The following is a 20,394-nucleotide window of genomic DNA, read 5'->3' on the forward strand; positions in this document are numbered from 1 at the left end:
GCACAGGATGCATATTCCACGCTCGACAGGCGCGCTGACCCTGGTCAGCACGCTGTTGGTGATTGTCATGACCGCGACGGCGGTGCTCTGGTACTTCCCCCAGTGGCTGGACAGCGAGCAGGGCGTCGAGCGCTGGCTGATGCTGGCGGCCATTGGCACGGTGCTGGTGTTGCTGGCGACCAGCTGCAAGCTGTTTGGCGACAAGCAGGGGCGCAGTGTGCTGGCCGAGATGGCGGCCGATGACCACATCAGGCTGCCGCGGCCACTGGTTGCGCCGCCGTCGACCGCAGCCCATGACGCCAGGGCCTACTTGCGCGAACACTACGGTTGGCGCTGGCGCGGCAAGGTGCGGTTGATACTGGTTTTGGGCGAGGCTGAGCAAGTCAACGCCGTGGCGCCGGGCCTGGCCGTTGATGAGTGGCAGGAATGCAGTGGCACGCTGTTGCTGTGGGCCGGCAGTTGCGCAGGCATGGCGCCGCAGGCGGTGGCCGGGCAGCTCAAGGCGCTGCACCGTCGGCGCCCTTTCGATGCCATTGTCTGGCCGTTGACCCAGGGGCAGCGTGGCGATGACAAGGCCATGGGCAACGGTGCCCGCCACCTGCGCGACCTGACCCATGCGTTGCGCTGGCAGGCGCCGTTGTACCTGTGGCAGGTGTGCAGCAGCGGTTGGTCGCAGGCAGGGCGCGAAGTGGCCTCCGTGGGCTGCCTGCTGCCCGCGCCGACCCGTGACGCGGACGTGGCTGCTGCACTGACGGCGCTGGTGGCGCCGCTGAATCAACAGGGCATCGAGCAGATGCGCCTGGACAGCCGTCACGACTTCCTCTATCGCCTGGGTGGGGACTTGCACGCTGTTGGTATCGAGCAGTGGTGCAAGACGCTGGCGCCCTTGCTGCCCGCGTTCGCCCGAGGCGCACCGTTGCGCGGCCTGCAGTTCAGCCTGGCGCGCGATGACGACGCGGCGCCCAGGGTGGGGCACTTGTTACAGCTTGACCCGGCCTGGGCTCAGGTGCTGGAAGACCGTGTGGCCGGCAAGCGGGCAGGCTGGCATGCGGTACGACTGGCCAGCGTAGGCTTCATGATGGCGGCCTTGGTGATGTTGGCAGGGGTGGTGATCGCTTTCTCCAGCAACCGCAACCTGCTTGAACAGGCGAACACCGCACTGACTCAGCCCGGCACGGACTTGCAACGGCTGGTAGCAATCACCCGGCAGCTGGATCGCCAGGGCGTGCGGGGTGCCCCTTGGTACCAGGGGCTTGCCTTGAACCCTGCGCCGCAACTGCGCCAGGCCCTGTGGCCGCGCTACGAGCAGCTTGCCTTGCCGCTCTTGCGCGATGCCGCAATGCTGCAACTGCAAAGCCGGCTGCGCACGGCTTTGGCCCTCCAGCCCGGTAGCGACACCCAGCCCGCCCATGAGGCGCTGAAAGCCTATTTGATGATGGCCAACCCGGCACGGGTGGAGCCAGGGTTTCTTGCGCAAAAGATGGCACAGTTCCAGGCGCCGCCCGGGGTCGGACCGGAGGAGTGGGGCACCTATGCATCGACACTGTGGCAGTTCTACGCCGAGCAACTGCCGCGCCACCCACAGTGGGCCATCGCCGCAGACGCCAACCTGACGGTGCGCACCCGCCAGTTGTTGCTGGCTGAACTGGAGCGGCGCAACAGTGAGACAGCGCTTTACACCCAGGTGCTGGAGCAGGCCGGACGTTTCCCGGCGCTCAGTATGGCGCAGATGGCGGGCAGCACGGCGTTGTTCGACAGCGCCAGTGCCGTGCCTGGCGCCTTCACGCGCCAGGCGTGGGAAGGGCAGGTGCGCGACGCCATCGAGCAGACCGCGCAAGCGCGCCGGGAGGCTGTCGACTGGGTGCTGGGCGAGCCACCTGCAAATCATGCTGACCGCGTCTCGGCCGACGCGCTTCAGGCACGGCTCACGGCGCGCTATTTTCGAGATTTCGGCAAGGCCTGGCTCAGGGCGCTGAACGCGGTGAGCTGGCGTTCCGTCAGCACGCTGCCCGAAGCGGTCGAGCAACTGGCGCTGGCCGGCGACGCCAGCCAGTCACCACTGCTGGCGTTGCAGCAAACCCTGGCGTATCAAGGGCAGACCGATCCACAACGCTTGGCCACCGTGTTCGGCCCACTGGTGAAACTTGCGGACAGTGAGCTGCCCGGCTACCTGTCCGCGATCACGTCCGCGCGGCTGGCGTTGCAACAGTCGGCTAATGCCCGCGACCCGCAGTCCCAGGCGCAGGCCATGGCCCAGTCGGTGTTGCAGGGCCAGGCCAGCGGCCTGAGCCAGGCGCACGAGCAGGGCCGCCTGCTGGCTGCCAACCTGGGTCGGCAGTGGCAGGGCCTGGGCCAGGCGCTGTTCGTGGAGCCCCTGGAACAGGCGCGCCAGTTGCTGCTGCAGCCCTCGGCCGGCGGCCTGAACCGCCAGTGGCAGCAGACCATCGTCGCCCACTGGAACGCTGCTTTCGGCGGTCGTTATCCGTTCGCGGCCACCGACAGTGATGTCTCGCTGGCCATGTTGGGCCAGATGATTCGCGCCGATACCGGGCGCATCGAACAATTCCTGCGTGCCGAGCTTGATGGCGTGGTGCGCAAGCAGGGCGGCCGCTGGGTGCTCAACCCCCGCCATCCGCAGGACGTGCGCGTGAACCCGCAGTTTCTGCAGGCCATCAATCAGCTCAGCCACCTGGCCGATGTGCTCTACACCGACGGTGGCATGGGCCGCGGTTTCGATCTGCGGGCCAAGCCGGTGCGCGACGTGGTGCAGACCACCTTCATCCTGGACGGTGAGCGCCAGCACTATTTCAACCAGAAAGAGCGTTGGCAACGCTTCCGGTGGCCGGGCCGCGGCGACCAGCCGGGCACGCGCCTGACCTGGACCAGCGTGCACACCGGCGAGCGCCTGTTCGGTGAATACCCGGGGCCGTGGGGCTTGATCCGCCTGCTGGAGCAGGCCCGGGTGACAGCGCTGGACGACAGCGGCACGCAGTTTCGCATTGTGCTGACGGCGCCCGATGGCTTACCGCTGACCTGGCACTTGCGCACCGAACTGGGTGCCGGACCTTTGGCCGCCCTGACGCTGCGGGGCTTTACCCTGCCGCGTGAGGTGTTCCTGGCCGACGATGATCCCCTCGCCGCAGGGGAAGACAAGGGGAGTACGTCATGAGCCTGAACACCTTGATCACCACTTGGCTGGGCGATCGCCCACCCTTGCCGCTGGCCCGGCAACAGGCCAGTGCGTGGGCCGCCTGGCTGCGGCCCATCGACGGGCTGAACCCGGTGGGCGAAGACCCGGCCTACCACGACGAATTTCAGCGCCTGCGCGAGGAGGTCAACCGGCTGTCCGGCGCGGACACAGAACAGGTTGCCCGCCTGGCCGAGCAGTTGTCGCTGCACACCTGCAAAGACCTGCGCGTGATCACTTACTGGCTATGGGCGCGCCAGCAGCGCAACGGCCTGGCGGGCCTGGGCGATGGCCTGAGCCTGCTGGCAGCCCTGGTGGAGCGCTTTGCCACGCAAGTATTGCCGGCGCGGCCCAACAGCCGCAAGGCAGCGCTGGAATGGCTGGCGGGCAGCAAGGTGCTGGACGGCCTTGCCCAGCATCGCGGCACCGGGCAGCCGCACGCCGAAAGCATTGTCTGCGCGCTGGCCTGGCTGGACCACGCCCTGGAGGCCTGGCCAGCGGAGCAGCGCCCTGACCTGACAGGGCTGCATAACGCCCTGGCGCTGCACCTGGGACAACCCAGTGGCAGCGCAGCGCCGGCGCCGACACAAGACAGGCCTGTAGAAACGGCCGCCCCCGCCGCCAGCGCCGTTACCTCGGCTCGAGAGCTGCTCGACAGCGGACGCGCCCTGGCCGGGTACCTGCGCGGCCAACCCCAGGGCTGGCTGGCCGGCCATCGGGTGATCAAGGCTTTGCGTTGGGACACGGTGCACCAGTTGCCGGTCATTGACGGCAGCGGTCACACACGGCTGGCCCCGCCGCGTGGCGAGTATCGGCCGCAACTGCAACGCCTGCACCAACAGCAGGCCTGGGACGAGTTGCTTGAACGGCTCGAGGGTTTGTTTGCCGAGGGCGCCAACCACTTCTGGCTGGATCTGCAGTGGTACCAGCATCAGGCCCTCAGCCGTCTGCCTGCGCCTTGCGGCAGTTGGGCGCAGGCCGTGGCGCAAGACCTGACGGGGTTGTTGCAACGCCTGCCGGGCCTGGAACTGCTGCACTGGAGCGACGGGTCGCCCTTCGCCGACGAAACCACCCGTGAATGGATCAGCCAGCACACCAAGGCCCAACGCCCCGTGCTGCCGCCGCCCGCGGCAGAGGAGGGCGGTCACGATCTGCACGCGCTGGAACAGCAAGCCTTGGCGCAGGCCAGCGAGCAGGGTGTGGACCACGCCCTGGCCTGGCTGGCGGTACAACCCATTGGCCCCAGTGGTCGCCATCGCTGGATGCTGCGGTTGGTGATGGCGCGGGTGGCCGAGCAGGCGGGCAGCGCTGCGCTGGCCCTGCACCTGTTCAGCGAACTGGACGCGGCCGGCGAACGCCAGGGCCTGGGTGCATGGGAGCCGGACCTGCACTTCGAGGTCAAGGCGCGCCTGCTCAAGTTGCTGCGCCGCAAGGCCCAGCGCAGCGACGCCGACCGGCCCGCGCTGAACGGGCGCATGGACATGCTGCTGGCGGCCCTGGTGGCCATCGACCCGGTCAATGCCGCAGCACTCTGCAGCTGACCCCCACGTTTACAAGGCAACCGTGATGGACAAAGACAACCTGACCCTGCGTTACTTCCAGGCGGAAATGCGCTACCTGCGCGAGGCCGGCAAGGAGTTCGCCGCCGCCTACCCGGAACTGGCCGCTGAGCTCAACCTGGACCGCCCCGGCGCCCGCGACCCCTACGTGGAACGGCTGCTCGAAGGCTTTGCCTTCCTGATGGGGCGGGTGCGGGAGAAAATCGACGACGACCTGCCGGAGCTCACCGAGGGCCTGGTGAGCCTGCTGTGGCCGCACTACCTGCGCACCATTCCCTCGCTGTGCGTGGTGGAACTGGCCCCCGAGATAGACCGCATGAAGCAGAGCCATGTGGTCGACAAAGGCTTCGAGATTCTGTCGCGTCCCCTTGGCCCGCGCGACACGCGATGCCGTTACACCACCACGCAGGCAGTGCCGTTGCGGCCGCTGCGGCTGGACGCCCTGCGACTGAGCCATGGCTTCGACGGTCGGGCGCTGTTGCAAATCCGCTTGAGCCGGGGCGCGCAGATGCCCTGGGGGCAATTCGACCTGGCGCAGATCGCGCTGTATCTCGACGGTGACGAGCGACTCACGGCAACCTTGCACCGCGCGCTGACCCTGGGTGTGCAGGCGATCCATGCGCGGGTACCGGAGCAGCCGGGGCGTCAGCCACTGGACGCGTTTTTCTCGCCCAAGGGGTTTTGCCCCCAGGACCGCCTGTGGCCCAAGGGGGACAGCGCGTTCAGTGGTTACCAGCTATTGCTGGAATACTTCACCTTCCCGCAGAAATTCAGCTTCGTAACCCTGTGCGGGCTGGAACAGGTACAGGTGCCTGCGCAAGCGCCCTGGCTGGAGCTGGACATCGAACTGGACAGCCCCTGGCCCCGGGAGCACAACCTGAGCCTGAGCAACCTGAAGCTGCACGCCGTGCCCGTGATCAATCTGTTTGCCCTGGAGTCCGACCCGCTGGCGCTGGACCCGTTGCAATCGGACTACCTGTTGCGCGCCTTGCGCCTGCAGGACGGCCATACCGAGATTTATTCGGTGGACGGCGTGACCGGCACCGGCAAGAGCGGCCACCACACCTACGTGCCCTTCACCAGCTTTCAGCATAAGGGTGGGCTGCTGCGCGATGACGCGCCGGAGCGCTATTTTCATACCCGGCTCAAGCGCGGTGCCAACGGTCTGCACGACACGTGGCTGATCCTGGGCGGCGAAGGTTTCGATCAGGATCGCCTGGGTGCCGAGGAGCACCTGTCGCTGCGTTTGACCGGCACCCACGGGATGCTGCCGCACAAGGCGCTGCAAAGTGCGTTGCTGGACACGCCCGCCCAGGCCGGCCCCGTCCCCTTGCAGGTGCGCAGCCTGTGCGCGCCGACCTCGCCGTGTTACCCACCCAGCGGCGACCGTTTTCACTGGCGCATCCTCAGCCACCTGGGCTCCACCTTTTTGCCCATGCTCGATAACGCCGAAGTGCTGCGCGGCACCCTGGCGCTGTATGACTGGACAGCCAGTGACGCCAATCGGCGGCGCCTGCGGGCGATCACCGAGGTGCGGCACCACCTGATTCAGCGCTTCGAGAAGGGTTGCCTGCTGCGCGGGGTCGACATCGAGGTGACCCTGGAAACCAGCGGGTTCCGCGGGGAGGGGGACATCAGCCTGTTCGGTGAAATGCTCAGCCGTTTCTTTGCGCTGTACGCCGATATCCATCTGTTCAACCAGCTCACGCTGATCCTGCACCCCGGTAACCGCTGCTTGCGCTGGGGCGAAAATCACAGCCAGCGGGTGCCAGGTTGAGCGTGCAGGCGGTGCTGGCCGCAATCCGCCCCCGGGTGGCGCAAGCCTCGGTGTACCGCTTCTGCCACCTATTGGAACAGGCCGAGCCCCAGCGTGCGCTGCTGGGCAGCACCGACAACCCGGCTGACGACCCGGTGCGCTTCCGTCCGCACCCGGGCATGGGTTTCCCCGGCGCAGAGTTGAAGGCTGTCGAACACGACGCGTTGCACCCCGAGCAACCGCCTACCGTGCGGACCTGGTTGCTGGGCCTGTATGGGGTGGAATCGCCGTTGCCCACAGCGTACCTGGACGATATCGCCCTGCAACGCGAGGGGCACCAAGGGTTGCAAGCCTTTCTGGATATCTTCAACCACCGGATCTTCACCCAGTTCTATCGCGTTTGGCGCAAGTACTCCTACCCGGTCACCTTTGCGCCGGGCGGCACCGACGCCACGTCCCAGTGCCTGCTGGGATTGATCGGGTTGGGCCTGTCCGGCACGGCGGCCCACGTAGACGCGCCCGTATCGCGGTTTTTGGCGTTACTGGGCCCGATGCGCCTGCCCACTCGCACCGGCGAAGGCCTGGTGGCCCTGGTCAGGCTGCTGGCGGCCAACACCCTGGCGCAGGTGACGCCCCATTGGCCGGTGCGGGTGCCAGCGCCCCATCACGCCAGGTTGGGCGGTGACCATCCGGTATGCCTGGCACAAAGCGCGCCCTTGGGCGATATGGGGCGCGATGCCAGCTGCGAGGTGCTGTTAAGCCTGGCCACCGACGATCCGCAGCAGGCCCAGGGCTGGCTGCCCGGTGCGCCGCTGCACCGCGACCTGCTGGTGTTGTTGCGGGTGTACCTGGGATGGCGTTGCACCGTGCGGCTCACGCTGACCCTGGCGCCGCACCTGCTCCCCACCCCGATACTGGGCAAGGCCAATTTGCTGCTGGGCAGAACGGGGCTGATAGGCACCCGTGCCGACACCACGATCACCATTCACCTGGGGCGCTATCAGGGCTTGCACCCTAATCCATTCTTGAGGGAGATTTTTCATGTTCGCTACCGTATTCAAGGTCACGTTGATGGTGGTCATCAGTCTGGGGCTGGCTGGGTGTGGCCTGAGTCGCGCCACGAGTGATGACCGCGCCTCGGCGCTGACTACCCTGCGGCTGGACTTCAATGGCCGCGCGGCCTTGAACACCGCAGGCCGCGAAATGAACACGTTGTCGGTGCCAACCCTGGTGCGGGTGTATCAGGTGCGGTCGCGGGCGGCACTGGAAAAGGCGTCGTATGAAAGCCTGGTGGCTGACAGCGGGCATTTGCCAGGCGCGGACGTGCTGGCCGAGCAGGGCGTGGTGGTGCGTCCCGGCGAGGGTGCGCAATTGAACATGCCCTTGGCCGGCGACGCACGCTTCGTCGCGGTAGTGGGGTTGTTCCGCGACCCCGATCTGCAGGCGGGCTCATGGCGGCTCATCCTCGACCGCAACGAACTGGACCCGGTGCAGGCGCGGGTGCTGGAGTTGGGCGATAACCGCTTGATGTTGCTGCCTGTGGGCGAGGGGTGAGCCATGCCGCAATCGATGCCGTCGCTGTATGAGCGTTTGCTGCAGAACGTGACCGCCGAGACGCGCCTGCAGCGCCTGCACGAGGAGGACCAGCCCATTGTGTCGATCCTGGACAACGTGCAGCGCATTCTCAACAGCCGTGCCGGTACCCTGGCGCATTTGCCTGATTATGGTTTGCCGGACATGAGCGAGATCCTTCAGGGCTTGCCGGGCTCTGCGCACCAGCTGATGGACCGCATCGCCCACACCTTGCGCACCTACGAGCCCCGCCTGCGCGGGTTGGACATCGCGCTGTTGCCGCAAAAACAGCCGGGGCACCTGGAATACGCGTTGGAGCTGCACCTGCACAACGGTGCCCAAGCCAGCTTTGCCACCACGGTGGGGCCCCAGGGCAACGTGCGGGTGTGGCGCCTCAAGCCGCTAGCGTGAACCGTAGCCGCTGCCGCAGGCTGCGCTGGCCCTGTGCTTCGCGGAAGATCTTCAGGGTTTACACCGGTCAGCGCAGCCTGGCGGCAGCGGCTACAGGGGTGGGCAGCGCCACAGGTACCATGCTGCCACGGTGCGGTAGGGCGCCCAGGGCTGGCCCAGGTCACGCATCTGTTTCGGCGTGGGCGCCTTGGCCAGCTGCTTGAGGCGCCGATAGCCCTCACGCACGCCAAAGTCATCCACGGGCAGAATGTCCAGGCGCTCAAGGGTGTAGATCAGGAACATCTCCACGGTCCAGCGCCCGATGCCTTTGAGGCTGGTCAGGCGCGTGATCAGCGCTTCGTCGTCAAGGCCCAGGGATTCAGCGCGCGACGGCACCACGCCTTCCAGGGTGGCCTGGGCAATGGCGCGAATGGTCGAAAGCTTGGTCGCGGAAAAACCACAGGCCCGTTGCAGGTCCGGGTCGGTCGCCAGCAATTGCTCGGCCGACGGGAAGGACGAATCGGGATATAGCGCCAGGAATCGGCCAAGAATCGCATCCCCCGCCTTGGCATGCAGTTGCTGGTAGGCAATGGCGCGGATCAATGCCTCGTAGGGTTCACGCGCCGGTTTTGGCGCATGCAGGCAAGGCCCCACCTGGCGGACCAGACGGGCCCAGTCCGGGTCCAGACCACTGAGATGGAGACTCGCCTGCTCAAAGATATTTGACACACAAAACTCCGTAGCCGCTGCCGGCAGGCTGCGCTGGCCCCTGAGTACACTCAACATCTCGAGTGAATGCAAGGACCAGCGCAGCCTGGCGGCAGCGGCTACCCCACATCAGAACTGACCGGCGCGGCGGGCGCTGGTGCGTGACAGCGCGGCCCAGTCCAGGTGGCCTTCGCCGTGGGCCAGGGCTTCGATGTGGGTGTCGCGCAGGGTGCTGGCCAAGGGCAGGGGCACGTTGACCTTTTCCGCGGCGTCCATGGCCAGGCGCACGTCCTTCAGGCCCAGGGCCAGCTTGAAGCCGGCCGGTTCGAAGCGTTCCTCGGCCATGGCCTGGCCGTAGCCTTTGTACACGGGCGCTGCAAACAGCGTGGAGGTGACCAGGTCCAGCATGCTGCCCTTGTCCACCCCATACCCGTGGGCCAGCGCCACGGCCTCGCCCAGGGTGCCGATGGCGCTGGCAATCATGAAATTGACCGAGAGTTTGACGGCGTTGGCCTGCTCGGGACGCTCGCCAAAGTGCCAGGTCTTCTGCCCCAGCACATCGAACAGCGGCTGTACGCTGGCCAGCGCCGTGGCGTCGCCGGCCGCCAGAATCTGCAACTGCCCGGCCTCGGCCACGTTCACCCGGCCCAGCACCGGGGCGGCAAGGTAGGCAACGCCTTGTTGCTGGTGCTGGTCCAGCAGGCGGTTGGCCAGTGCCACCGAGATAGTCGCCATGTTGATGTGAATGGCCCCCGACTTAAGGGCCTGCAGGGCGCCGCTGTCGATCAGCGCGGCCTGGGTGGCGTTATCGTCGGCCAGCATCGAGATCACGACATCTGCACCCTCGACCGCCTCGCGGGCCGTTTCGGCAGGCACCGCGCCCAGTGCCGCCAGGGTGGCGACCGGCTGTGGCGAACGGTTCCAGGCACGCACGGGGTAACCGGCCTTGAGCAGGTTGGCGGCCATGGGCAGACCCATGGTACCCAGGCCCAGGAAGGCGATTTGCATGGCAAGCACTCCTTGTCCAAATCCCAAGCATCGCATGCCCGGGCCCCGGCCCGCCACCCGGCGGAGGGCTGGCAAAAATGCCCGACCACTGCCATCAAGACCGGCGCCAACGCGCCGACATCAATGGCATAACAACAACGATGTTCACACCCCTTCCTGCGAGACGCTTAGATGACCAGCTTTTCCGCGGATGACCGCGCCCAGGTTTTGCAGGATGCAAACTTACAGTTCTGGAAACACATCATCGGCATTGTGTGGTTGGCCCTTGCCATCCATATCGTGCTGTTTGGCCTGTTCGTGGCGCTGAATATTCCCGTGCTGTGGGTGGCCAATGCCCTCAGCATCCTCAGCTACGTGGTGTGCCTACTGGCCATCCGGCACAATCGCTTTCAATTGGCCGGCATGCTGTTCAGCCTGGAAATCATCGGCCATGCGATCGTCGCAACCTGGATGCTGGGCTGGGACAGCAATTTTGACCTGTACCTGTTTTGCCTGGTGCCCATCATTGCGTTCAGTTTCCAGACTGCGCCGGTGCGCCGGGTACTGCTGAGCGTGGCCATCGCGCTGGTGGCCGTGGGTGGTTTTGCCTTGCGGCGGCACATGGGGCTGGCGCAGGGCGTGCAGAATGATCTGATCGATACTTTCGGCATCGTCAACGCCCTGACCGCTACCGGCTTGTTGATGTACGCCACGGCGTTGTCGGTGCGCTTCACCTTGTCCATGCAGTTGCACCTGTATCAGTCGGCTCACCGTGACAGCCTCACCAGCCTGTATACCCGTCGCCGGGTGTTGCAGCGCCTGCGGCAGATGGGCGGTGAGCGGCAGGGCGGCTGTACGGCGCTGATCCTGCTGGATGTGGACCATTTCAAGCTGATCAATGATCGCCACGGGCATGACCTGGGCGATGTGGTGTTGCAGCAGGTGGCCGACAGCATCGCCGGGGCCGTGCGCGGCACGGACATTGCGGCGCGCTGGGGCGGGGAGGAGTTTTTGGTGCTGATGCCCAGCACCTCGCTGGCCGAGGCCGGCGTGGTGGCGCAGCGTGTGTTGGAATGCATTCGGGCCCGGGCCGGGCTGATCGAGGGCAGGGCGCTGGTGGTGACGGCGACGTTGTCGGTGACGGTGATTGGTGCTGATGAAACGTTCCGGGACGCGCTGAAGCGGGCCGATGGCCTGTTGTACGCGGGCAAGGAGGCGGGGCGCGACCGGGTGATGATGGCGGGTGAAGCTGCGTGACTGAATCGTTACCCACAATCTTTGTAGCCACTGTCTTCAGGTGGGAGTGGTGTCAGGATAAATAGCGGTGCCTGCATCGCGACCAAGGTCGGCTCCTACGCCGTGCGTGGTGGTAGGAGCCGGCCTTGGCCGCGATACGGAGGACGCTGTCCTGCAGCAGCGGCCGTCGGGGTATCAGCGCAGTGGCGGGGTGCGCGGCGGGATCTGGCGTTTGTTGCCGCAGGCTTCGAAGGCCGACGCCAGTTGCAGCAGCGCCGAGTCATCGTAGGCACGGCCGGCGAAGGTCAGGCCCACCGGCATGCCGATGTCCGCCATCACGCCCATGGGCACGGTGACCGTGGGCACGCCCAGGTGACGGATGGCCAGGTTGCCGTTGGCTACCCAGATGCCGTTGCTCCAGGCGATATCGGCCGAGGCCGGGTTCACGTCGGCATCGGCCGGGCCCACGTCGGCGACGGTGGGGAACAGCACGGCATCAAGCCCCAGGCCGGTCATCCAGTCTTCAAGGTCGGTGCGGCGCGTCTGCTCCAGGCCACGCAGGCCGTCCGGCAGGGTGCTGATCTCGTTCCACGGCGTGATGCCGCGCTGGGCCATGCGCACGTACTCGTCCATGCCGGCGGCCAGGTCGTCCTCGCGGTTGGGCAGGGTGCCCGGGTCGTGAGGGAAAATCAGCGGGCCGTCGACGTCGGCCAGGCGGTTGAGCGCCGGGTCGTCGTTGGCGCGCAGAAAGTCATCGAAGGCCCAGGCGCTCAAGTCCCACAGTTCGTGGTGCAGGAACTCCTTGCTGACCAGACCGCGGGTGAACACCGTCGGCGCGCCGGGGCGGTCGCCTTCGCAGTTGGACACCAGCGGGAAGTCCACTTCAACCACTTCGGCACCGGCCGCTTCCAGGGCCTGGCGGGCCTGTTGCCACAGGTCGATGACGGTGGCGCGGGTGTTGATGCGCTGGCCGGTAGGGCCGCCGATGCCAGGGATCTCCGAGGTGCCGGCTGCCTCATCGGCGTTGATGAACATGCGTGGCACGCCCAGGCGCTTGCCCTTCAGGGCAGCGGGGCTGGCGGCCAGGTCAAGGTAGGACGCCGGGCGCACCGAGTCGACGCTGGGGATAGGCACCCAGGGCTGCAGGCGCCACAGGTCGCCGCGGGTGTCGGCGTCTTCGGCTACCACCACGTCCAGCACTTCCAGCAGGTCGGCCATGGTGCGGGCATAGGGCACTACCACGTCCATGGTCGGCGTCAGCGGCCAGTTGCCGCGTACCGAGATCACGCCGCGCGACGGCGTGTAGGCGCACAGGCCATTGTTGGAGGCCGGGCCGCGGCCGCTCGACCAGGTCTCTTCTGCCAGGCCGAAGGCGGCAAAGCTGGCGGCCGTTGCGGTGCCGGCACCGTTGGAGGAGCCGGAGGCGAAGGGGGCGGTCAGGTAGTCGGCGTTGTAAGGGCTTTCGGCCCGGCCGTAGACGCCGCGCTGCATGCCGCCGTTGGCCATGGGCGGCATATTGGTTTTGCCCAGGCAGATGGCGCCGGCGGCGCGCAGGCGTTCAATGGTGAACGCGTCGCGATGGGCCACCAGCTTGGCGAACGCCGGGCTGCCCGAGGCGGCGGTCAGGCCCTTGACCAGGTAGCTGTCCTTGGCGGTATAGGGGATGCCGTCCAGCGGGCCGAGGGTTTCGCCACGGGCGCGGCGTGCGTCGCTGGCCTGGGCTTCCTTGAGCGCTTCGGGGTTGCGCACCACCACCGCATTCAAGGCAGTCTCGGTGCCTGGCACATCAAAGGCGTCGATGCGCGCAAGGTACGCCTCAACCAGCTCGACGGCGGTTGTCTGGCCTGATTCAAGCGCAGCACGCAGCTGGGCAATGGAAACTTCGGTGACCTCGATCATGCTGCTACCGCCGATGGCTGAAGGGAAAGAAAAAGGCAAATGGGGTGACTGTAACCTGCCAGGGCAGGGGTATCACTTCTCGTCATTAGGGTGCTCATAAGATTCTCGTTACGCCGCGTGGTGCGGGTGCGCTGAATTTACAGTGTGAGCATTATATTGAACAGCCCAAAAAACACCACGCCTGTCCAGATGAGGGCATTTGACACCCTCCAAAACACGTCATACGATGTCATACAAACCCATCGTCCTGCTGTCGAATGGGTCCAATAAAAACAATAAAGGAAGCCCAGCATGACAATCGATATCGGGCCCGCGTCCCGTCCGCAGGCCCATGCCCCCGCTAAAACCCTGACCAGCCGTTACCGCTGGACCATCTGTGCGCTGTTGTTCGTCGCCATCGGCATCAACTACATCGACCGTCAGATGATCGGCATCCTCAAGCCCACCCTCAGCGCCGAGCTGAAATGGTCGGAATCGGACTACGCCAGTATCGTGTTCTGGTTCCAGTGCGCCTACGCCATCGGCTTCCTGACCTTTGGCCGCATCATCGACAAGGTCGGCGTGCGCATTGGCTATGCCATGGCCTTCACCCTGTGGACCATTGCCAGCATCGGCCATGGCCTGGTGCAGGGCGTCACGCAGTTTGCGATCGCCCGCTTTGCCCTGGGCTTTGGCGAGTCCGGCAGTTTCCCGGCCAGCCTCAAGGCGGTCTCCGAATGGTTCCCACAGAAAGAGCGGGCCCAGGCCACTGGTATCTTCAACGCCGGTACCGCCTTCGGCCCCATCGTCACGCCACTGCTGGTGCCGGCCATCACCTTGGCCTGGGGCTGGCGCGCAGCGTTCATCTCCATTGGTGTGGTCACTGCGCTGTGGCTGATCGCCTGGCTGCTGATGTACCGCAGCCCCCAGGACCATCCGCGCGTCAGCGCCAGCGAACTGGACTACATCCGCAGCGACACCGATCCGTCGTTGCCGGTGGACGCCACGCCGGCCAAATTCTCGTGGTTCAAGCTGCTGACCTTTCGTGAGACCTGGGCGTATGCGGCCGGCAAGTTCCTGACCGACCCCATCTGGTGGCTGTACCTGTTCTGGCTGCCGGATTTCCTGGGCAAGACCTACGGCCTGGACCTGAAGTCCTTCGGCCCGCCCTTGATTGCGGTCTACCTGCTGGCCGACCTGGGCTCGGTGCTGGGCGGCTGGGGTTCGTCACGGCAGCTGAAAAACGGCCGCGGCGTGAACGCCGCGCGCAAAACCACCATGCTCATCTGTGCCTTGGCAGTGATCCCGATCGTGACCGCGCAGTTTGTCTCCAACCTATGGCTGGTGGTGGCGATCATCGGCCTGGCCGCAGCCGCGCACCAGGCCTGGTCGGCCAACCTGATGACCTTGCCTTCCGACCTGTTCCCCAAACAGGCGGTGGCCTCGGTGATCGGCATTGGCGGTACTGCGGGCGCCATGGGCGGGATGCTGATGACCACCTACAACGGCTACATCCTGGACGTGTTCAAGTCCTACCAGCCGATTTTCATCGTGGCGGGCAGTGCGTACCTGGTGGCGATCGTGGTGATTCATGTGCTGACGCCACGGCTCAAGCCCGTGGCGGCGGAGCGGCTGCTCCGAAGCTGATAAGCGGTAATGTGCATCATATGCAATGCACTATCATGGAATGATAAATTGTGCATTGTATATGATGCAATTTCGTTAGGTGGCCAAGCTGCGCTGCATCCCTTCGGCCCATTGATTTAACATCGCGCGCCCGACAGCTTCGAACGCCGGTTGACGTTCAAGATACTGTTCAAGCTCTCTCATCGCTTTCTGCGTTCCATCAGCGACTTCATTCAGCAAATCTGCGCACCGGCCTTCGGTCAGTTGACAGGCGACACGGCCAAAGCGGATTAAAGTCTTGTGCTTGGGCCATGCTTTGGAGCCTCCCAGCAACAAGGCCATCGAGTCTTGCTTGATGTAGACGGTAGTGGTCACGATGTCGTAGGCGGGCGCCAGCCATACGGGCGCATCATCCGCGCAATCACGGTACAAAACGCCGAAATTCTTCAGGTGAGCATCGCCGTTGCGCACCATGGCTGACAACGCAACGATCTTGAAAAATGCTTCAAGGGCGTCGGTCAGCATTACCGGACTCACGAACGCCTGAATTTGCCTGGCTGCGCCCTCGTAGGAGCCGTCATATTTGGCTTTTGACGGCCAGCCGTTGAGCACGCAGAAATCCTCGAACCCCAGGTAGCCATGCTCATCACGATCAAATCGCTCCACTAGCAGAAATCGACCGTGGTCACTCAGTTCGACCTTTGGTACCGCAAGCCCCGAGTAACGCGCAGCCTGCATGCAGAAGAACTCGTTCGCAGCCAGGTCCGGGAAGTCCTGGGCGACGAACGCCTTGACCAGATGAGTAGCGCTACGATGAGTGAGGCGGTCGATGCCATTGCCGTCGGCAATTAGCACTTTGGGCTGTACCCCAGAAACGCCGGAATATTGCCCGTACTGGCTGACCAATGCCTCGAACAATCCTTCGGTGCCATCGTGGGTCAGCAGGTGCGCCACATCTGTCGTAGGCAATGATGTTGATGGGGCCTGGCCGATTCCTACGCGCCCCAACTGGTGCGGGCCGACGATGGCCAATAGCGCGAAATCATCAAAGCCGCGAACGGTCTTGCTGAATCGTCGTTGGAGTTCGGCTCGCAGCGCGCCTTCGGGCAGGTTCATCTCGAAAAGCGGTGCAACACCGCGCTGCCAGTCATAACTTTGCAGCCGGCTGGGCATGGTCAACGAGACAGACTCGCGCTGTGGCGTCTGGCTGTCGTAGCTGAAAACCGAAGCATCTTCGGCGGCACGCCCCAGCGCTCCCACGGGGCGACCAAGTACGTTGACCTGAAGCTGCGTGTCTGGCTCAGTCATGGAAGCCGCCTTTTTTCAACTCGTCGAGGGTGGGGCGGCCACGTCGTTTGGCTGCTGCAACTAGTTCATAGCCGAAGCCAGCAAGGATGGCCTCTACTTTGCGCAAGCCGATTTCGCTGACGGTACCATTTTCGATGCCAGAGATAGTGGCGCGGCTCATGCCATATTTACTGGCCAGCGCCGCTTGAGTGAGCCCGTGGGCTTTACGCAGTTGTTTGATGACTTCGCCGATTTGGTTCATGACAGGCCTGCATTATATGCAATGCAAAAAACCCATTATAGATGCTTTTGCACTGCATTTGATGCATATTAAGCTATTTCTGCCAGGCAGCTGGCTTACCAGAACGATGGCGGTGCGCTGAGGGCCTGGCCGATCACTTCGATGGCGCGGTCCACGTCGGCTTCGCGGGTGTAGCGGCCCAGGCTCAGGCGTACGCTGCGTTGCGCCTGTTCGCTGCTCAGGCCAATGGCTACCAGCACGTGGGACGGACCGGCACTGGCGGAGTTGCAGGCTGAGGTCGAGGACACGGCAAGCTCGTTTGCCAGGGTGGCACTGTTGAAGCCGGGCACGTCGATGCACAGGTTCAACGTATGAGGAATGCGCTGATCGGGACAACCGTTGAGGCGCACGCCCGGCAGTTGCAGCAGGCCATCGCGCAGGCGCGTCGACAGGGTCTGGATGCGTTGTTGTTCCTCTTCCAGGTGTGCGGCTGCCAAGGCGTAGGCGCTGCCCATCCCGACAATCTGGTGAGTGGCCAGGGTGCCCGAACGCAGGCCTTGTTCATGGCCGCCGCCGTGGATCTGGGCGCGCAGGGCAGGGCGGGCGCGTTCGCCTACGTAGAGGGCGCCGATGCCTTTTGGGCCATAGCTTTTGTGCGCCGAGATGGACAGCAGGTCCACCGGCCACTGGTTCAGGTCGATGGCGACCTTGCCGGTGCCTTGGGCGGCGTCCACGTGCATCAATGCGCCGTGCTCGCGGACGATCTGGCCGATGGCGGCGACGTCGGTGAGGGTGCCCAGTTCGTTGTTCACCAACATCAGCGACACCAGCAGGGTGTCGGCGCTCAGTGCCGCGCGCACGGCGTCTGGCTGGATCAGGCCGTTGGCATCGGGACGCAGACGGGTGATGCGGAAACCCTGCTGCTCAAGCTCATTCACCGTGTCGAGAATGGCCTTGTGTTCCAGCACGCTGGTGATGATGTGGCGGCATTCGGTACTGGCCGAGGCGGCGATGCCCTTGAGCGCCAGGTTGTTGGATTCGGTGGCGCCGCTGGTCCACACCAGCGAGTCGGCAGGTGCGCCGATCAACTCGCCCACCTGACGACGCGCCAGTTCTACGGACTGCCGTGCACGTTGGCCGAAGGCATGGGAGCTGGAGGCCGGGTTGCCGAAATTGCCGGCCTGGCCCAGGCACTCGACCATGGCGGCGATGACGCGGTCGTCGACGGGGGTGGTGGCGGCGTAGTCGAAATAGAGGGGGGCGTTGGGCATGGGGCTTTCCCTATCGTGCTGGGGATCAGTGATGGGGAAAGCTTACGCTTCGGGGTGGGCAAAAATATTGATTTCTGCGCGCTGAATTGCGGGGTTTATAGAATATTTTTCGTAGCTTAGAGACGATGGCGGAATAACTACCCTCCACATCGCCATCAAGCTCCCAGCGCCATCCTGTAGCCGCTGCCGCCAGGCGGCGCTGGCCCGTGTGGACCTTGGAGATTTCCAGCGAAGCACAGGGCCAGCGCAGCCTGCGGCAGCGGCTACGGATGGGGCGGGCGCAGCCTCACAAGTTAACGATCTCAACCCAGTTGGCGCCGTTGCCGGTCGGGTAGCGACCGTTGAGCGTCAACCCGCCGGTGGCCGGATCGATGTCGAACACCGACAGTTGGGTGGATTTTTCCCCGGTGCAGATCAGGTGACGGCTGTCGGCACTGATCGCGAACCCGCGCGGCTGTTTCTCGGTGGCGAAGGTGCCCACCAGGCTCAGGGTGCCGTGGGCCTTGTCGACTTTGAACGCCGACAGCACGCTGCTGGTGCGTTCGCTGGTGTACAGGTAATTGCCGTCCGGGGTCAGGTGGATGTCAGCCGCCCAGATGTCCTGGGTGTTGTCGGCGTGCGGTTGCATGGCCGGGGTGTCGACCCGCGACGGGCCACGTGGCGCACCAGGCTTGAGGCCGTAGTCGGCGGGCAGGCTGCTGGCCACGGCGACCTGGGTCAGTTGCCCGCTGTGGCTGTCCAGGGCGTAGCTGATGACTTTGTCCTGCAGTTCATCCAGCACGTAGACGAAGCGGTTGTCCGGGGCAAACGCCAGGTGGCGCGGGCCCAGGCCTTGAGGGGCGGGCAGGTGATCGGGGGTGTAGGGCGTCAGGTTGCCGGTCTGGCTGTCGAAGCGGTATTGCAACACGCGCTCGCCGCCCAGGTTGGCCACCAGTACGGTGCGATTGTCTTTGTCGATGCGCACTGAGTGGGCGTTTTGTGCGGTCTTGAGGGTGTGCAGCGGGGCGTCGGCGACCTTGGCCTTGTTCACCGGGGTGACGGTGACGATGTCGTTGTCGTAGGACACGCCGAACAGGTAGCGACCCGTGCGGTCCAGCGAGATGTAGGCGTAGCTGTCGGCGGCCGGGCTTTCGCTGACCTGGGTCAGGTGCCCATCGGCCGGGGCGATGCTGAAGGTTTGCACGCGGTAGGGCTTGGAGCGCACGGCGGCGTACAGCAGGCTGCCGTCGGGGCTGACGGTCATGGGCATCACGGTCGGCCCGGCCTGGGTCGTGCCGCCGGGGGTCAGCTTGCCGCTGCTGGCGTCCAGGCGGTAGGTGGACAGGGTGCCATCGGCGGCGTTGGAGACGTAGACGAAGGAAGAGGCCATGGTTACCTGACTGGACAGAGAGAGGAAAAGAAGAGGAGCGGCCAAGCGTAGGAAGGGTGAGGGCATGGAGGGACTCCTTGTTATTGTCATTCGAGGTTATCAGACGTCGTATGACAAATGCCAGTTCCTGGCGGCGTCGCTGCAACTGCGGTTGTGGGAGCGGGTTCTACCCGCGAAAAGAACTTCGCGCAGTATCTGACACCACGCGCAGTACTTTTCGTGGGCAGAGCCCACTCCCACAAACAGCAGTTGCGGCTACAAATCAGGTGAAACCCACCACGGCATGGGGAATGTACGGCGCTTCCAACTGCTCGATTTCCTCCGGCTCAAGCTTCAACGACAACGCCGCCACCGCATCCGTCAGATGCTCGGCCCGCGAGGCCCCCACCAGTGGCGCGGTCACGCCTGGCGCCTGCATCACCCACGCCAGCGCCACCTGCGCACGCGGCACGCCACGGGCGGCGGCCACGCGGGCCACGGCTTCGACGATCTGCCGGTCGCAATCCTCGGTGTAGGGCTGGTACAGGCTTTTGCCGTAGTCGTCGGTCTCGGTACGGGTGGTGCTCTGGTCCCAGTCACGCGTCAGGCGGCCACGGGCCAGCGGGCTCCAGGGCAGCACGGCAATACCCGCGTCCCGGCACAGCGGCAGCATGTCGCGCTCTTCTTCACGGTTGATCAGGTTGAGGTGGTCTTGCATCGACACAAATTTCGTCCAGCCGTGGCGCTCGGAGGTCGCCAGGGCCTTGGCAAACTGCCAGGCGTGCATGGACGAGGCGCCAATGTGCAGGGCCTTGCCGGCCTTGACCACGTCGTGCAGCGCCTCCAGGGTTTCTTCAATCGGCGTCTCATAGTCCCAGCGGTGAATCTGGTACAGGTCGACGTAGTCGGTGCCCAGGCGGCGCAGGCTGTTGTCGATTTCGGTGAAGATGGATTTGCGCGACAGCCCGCCGACATTCGGCGCGGCGCGCATGGGGAAATACACCTTGGTGGCGATGACGATCTCGTCACGCTGAGCGTAGTCGCGCAGGGCGCGGCCGACGATTTCCTCGCTGGTGCCATCGGAATAGCTGTTGGCGGTGTCGAAAAAGTTGATGCCCAGCTCCAGCGCCTGTTTGATCAGCGGGCGGCTGCTGTGTTCGTCCAGGGTCCAGGGGTGTTTGCCGCGGTTGGGCACCCCATAGGTCATGCAGCCCAGAGCCAAGGGGGAAACCTTGAGGCCCGTGCTGCCCAGGTTGACGGTTTTCATGCATCGCTCCTGTGGTCGAAATAGTCCATTTTGCGCATTCAGCCTAGTCCCGGGCTGCACCGGGGTGCAACTGCCCGCGCA

Annotated in this window: 16 protein-coding genes; 8 read left to right on the forward strand and 8 right to left on the reverse strand. The window is 65.0% G+C overall.

Annotated elements, in window-relative coordinates; translation table 11 throughout:
- Positions 1–7 precede the first annotated feature (7 nt).
- The 6 genes from ACZ9GA_RS10130 to tssE are packed head-to-tail and all read left to right on the forward strand — an operon-like array spanning position 8 to position 8,485.
- Positions 8–3,169: an ImcF-related family protein gene (locus tag ACZ9GA_RS10130; protein ID WP_457362804.1), complete on the forward strand. Its 3,162-nt coding sequence runs from the start codon at positions 8–10 to the stop codon at positions 3,167–3,169.
- Positions 3,166–4,728, forward strand: a complete 1,563-nt coding sequence (gene tssA, locus ACZ9GA_RS10135) for a type VI secretion system protein TssA (protein WP_457362803.1) — start codon at positions 3,166–3,168, stop codon at positions 4,726–4,728. Before ACZ9GA_RS10130 ends, tssA begins: the two co-directional genes overlap by 4 nt.
- A gap of 25 nt (positions 4,729–4,753) precedes the next feature.
- A complete protein-coding gene (gene tssF, locus ACZ9GA_RS10140; RefSeq protein ID WP_457362802.1) occupies positions 4,754–6,523 on the forward strand; it encodes a type VI secretion system baseplate subunit TssF in 1,770 nt (589 codons plus the stop codon).
- Complete coding sequence (tssG, locus tag ACZ9GA_RS10145) at positions 6,487–7,629, forward strand: type VI secretion system baseplate subunit TssG (RefSeq protein WP_457363762.1); 1,143 nt, start codon at positions 6,487–6,489, stop codon at positions 7,627–7,629. Before tssF ends, tssG begins: the two co-directional genes overlap by 37 nt.
- Entirely contained in the window at positions 7,544–8,056 is a 513-nt protein-coding gene (tssJ, locus tag ACZ9GA_RS10150) for a type VI secretion system lipoprotein TssJ (protein ID WP_457362801.1), read from the forward strand. Before tssG ends, tssJ begins: the two co-directional genes overlap by 86 nt.
- A 3-nt stretch (positions 8,057–8,059) precedes the next feature.
- Positions 8,060–8,485, forward strand: coding sequence for a type VI secretion system baseplate subunit TssE (tssE, locus tag ACZ9GA_RS10155; RefSeq protein ID WP_457362800.1), 426 nt, complete (start codon positions 8,060–8,062; stop codon positions 8,483–8,485).
- A gap of 90 nt (positions 8,486–8,575) precedes the next feature.
- Here the strand turns inward: tssE and ACZ9GA_RS10160 are convergent, their stop codons facing one another.
- Together ACZ9GA_RS10160 and ACZ9GA_RS10165 are read right to left on the reverse strand one after the other, a co-directional pair.
- Entirely contained in the window at positions 8,576–9,193 is a 618-nt protein-coding gene (locus ACZ9GA_RS10160; protein ID WP_457362799.1) for a DNA-3-methyladenine glycosylase family protein, read from the reverse strand.
- Between the two features lie 108 nt (positions 9,194–9,301).
- Positions 9,302–10,180 carry an NAD(P)-dependent oxidoreductase gene (locus ACZ9GA_RS10165; protein ID WP_457362798.1) on the reverse strand — a complete coding sequence of 293 codons (879 nt, stop codon included), beginning with the start codon at positions 10,178–10,180 and terminating at the stop codon, positions 9,302–9,304.
- 171 nt (positions 10,181–10,351) lie between these two features.
- Here ACZ9GA_RS10165 and ACZ9GA_RS10170 point away from each other — a divergent pair, with 171 nt between their 5' ends.
- Positions 10,352–11,416, forward strand: coding sequence for a diguanylate cyclase (locus ACZ9GA_RS10170; RefSeq protein ID WP_457362797.1), 1,065 nt, complete (start codon positions 10,352–10,354; stop codon positions 11,414–11,416).
- Positions 11,417–11,590: 174 nt separating this feature from the next.
- Here ACZ9GA_RS10170 and ACZ9GA_RS10175 read toward each other — a convergent pair whose 3' ends face one another.
- A complete protein-coding gene (locus ACZ9GA_RS10175) occupies positions 11,591–13,294 on the reverse strand; it encodes an amidase (protein WP_457362796.1) in 1,704 nt (567 codons plus the stop codon).
- 291 nt (positions 13,295–13,585) lie between these two features.
- On the opposite strand from ACZ9GA_RS10175, the gene ACZ9GA_RS10180 reads away from it, so the two are divergent.
- The gene (locus ACZ9GA_RS10180; RefSeq protein WP_457362795.1) at positions 13,586–14,920 is read left to right on the forward strand and encodes an MFS transporter; all 1,335 of its coding nucleotides are present in this window, start codon (positions 13,586–13,588) and stop codon (positions 14,918–14,920) included.
- A gap of 75 nt (positions 14,921–14,995) precedes the next feature.
- Here ACZ9GA_RS10180 and ACZ9GA_RS10185 read toward each other — a convergent pair whose 3' ends face one another.
- From ACZ9GA_RS10185 to ACZ9GA_RS10205, 5 genes are all read right to left on the reverse strand, one after another.
- A complete protein-coding gene (locus tag ACZ9GA_RS10185) occupies positions 14,996–16,207 on the reverse strand; it encodes a type II toxin-antitoxin system HipA family toxin (RefSeq protein ID WP_457362794.1) in 1,212 nt (403 codons plus the stop codon).
- Entirely contained in the window at positions 16,200–16,448 is a 249-nt protein-coding gene (locus ACZ9GA_RS10190; protein WP_457362793.1) for a helix-turn-helix domain-containing protein, read from the reverse strand. Before ACZ9GA_RS10190 ends, ACZ9GA_RS10185 begins: the two co-directional genes overlap by 8 nt.
- Before the next feature lie 95 nt (positions 16,449–16,543).
- Complete coding sequence (locus ACZ9GA_RS10195; protein WP_457362792.1) at positions 16,544–17,698, reverse strand: cysteine desulfurase family protein; 1,155 nt, start codon at positions 17,696–17,698, stop codon at positions 16,544–16,546.
- A 286-nt stretch (positions 17,699–17,984) separates the two neighbouring features.
- Positions 17,985–19,067, reverse strand: a complete 1,083-nt coding sequence (locus tag ACZ9GA_RS10200; protein ID WP_457362791.1) for a lactonase family protein — start codon at positions 19,065–19,067, stop codon at positions 17,985–17,987.
- Positions 19,068–19,329: 262 nt separating this feature from the next.
- Entirely contained in the window at positions 19,330–20,313 is a 984-nt protein-coding gene (locus ACZ9GA_RS10205; RefSeq protein ID WP_457362790.1) for an aldo/keto reductase, read from the reverse strand.
- Between the last annotated feature and the right edge of the window lie 81 nt (positions 20,314–20,394).

Source organism: Pseudomonas sp. TE3644 (assembly GCF_056278815.1).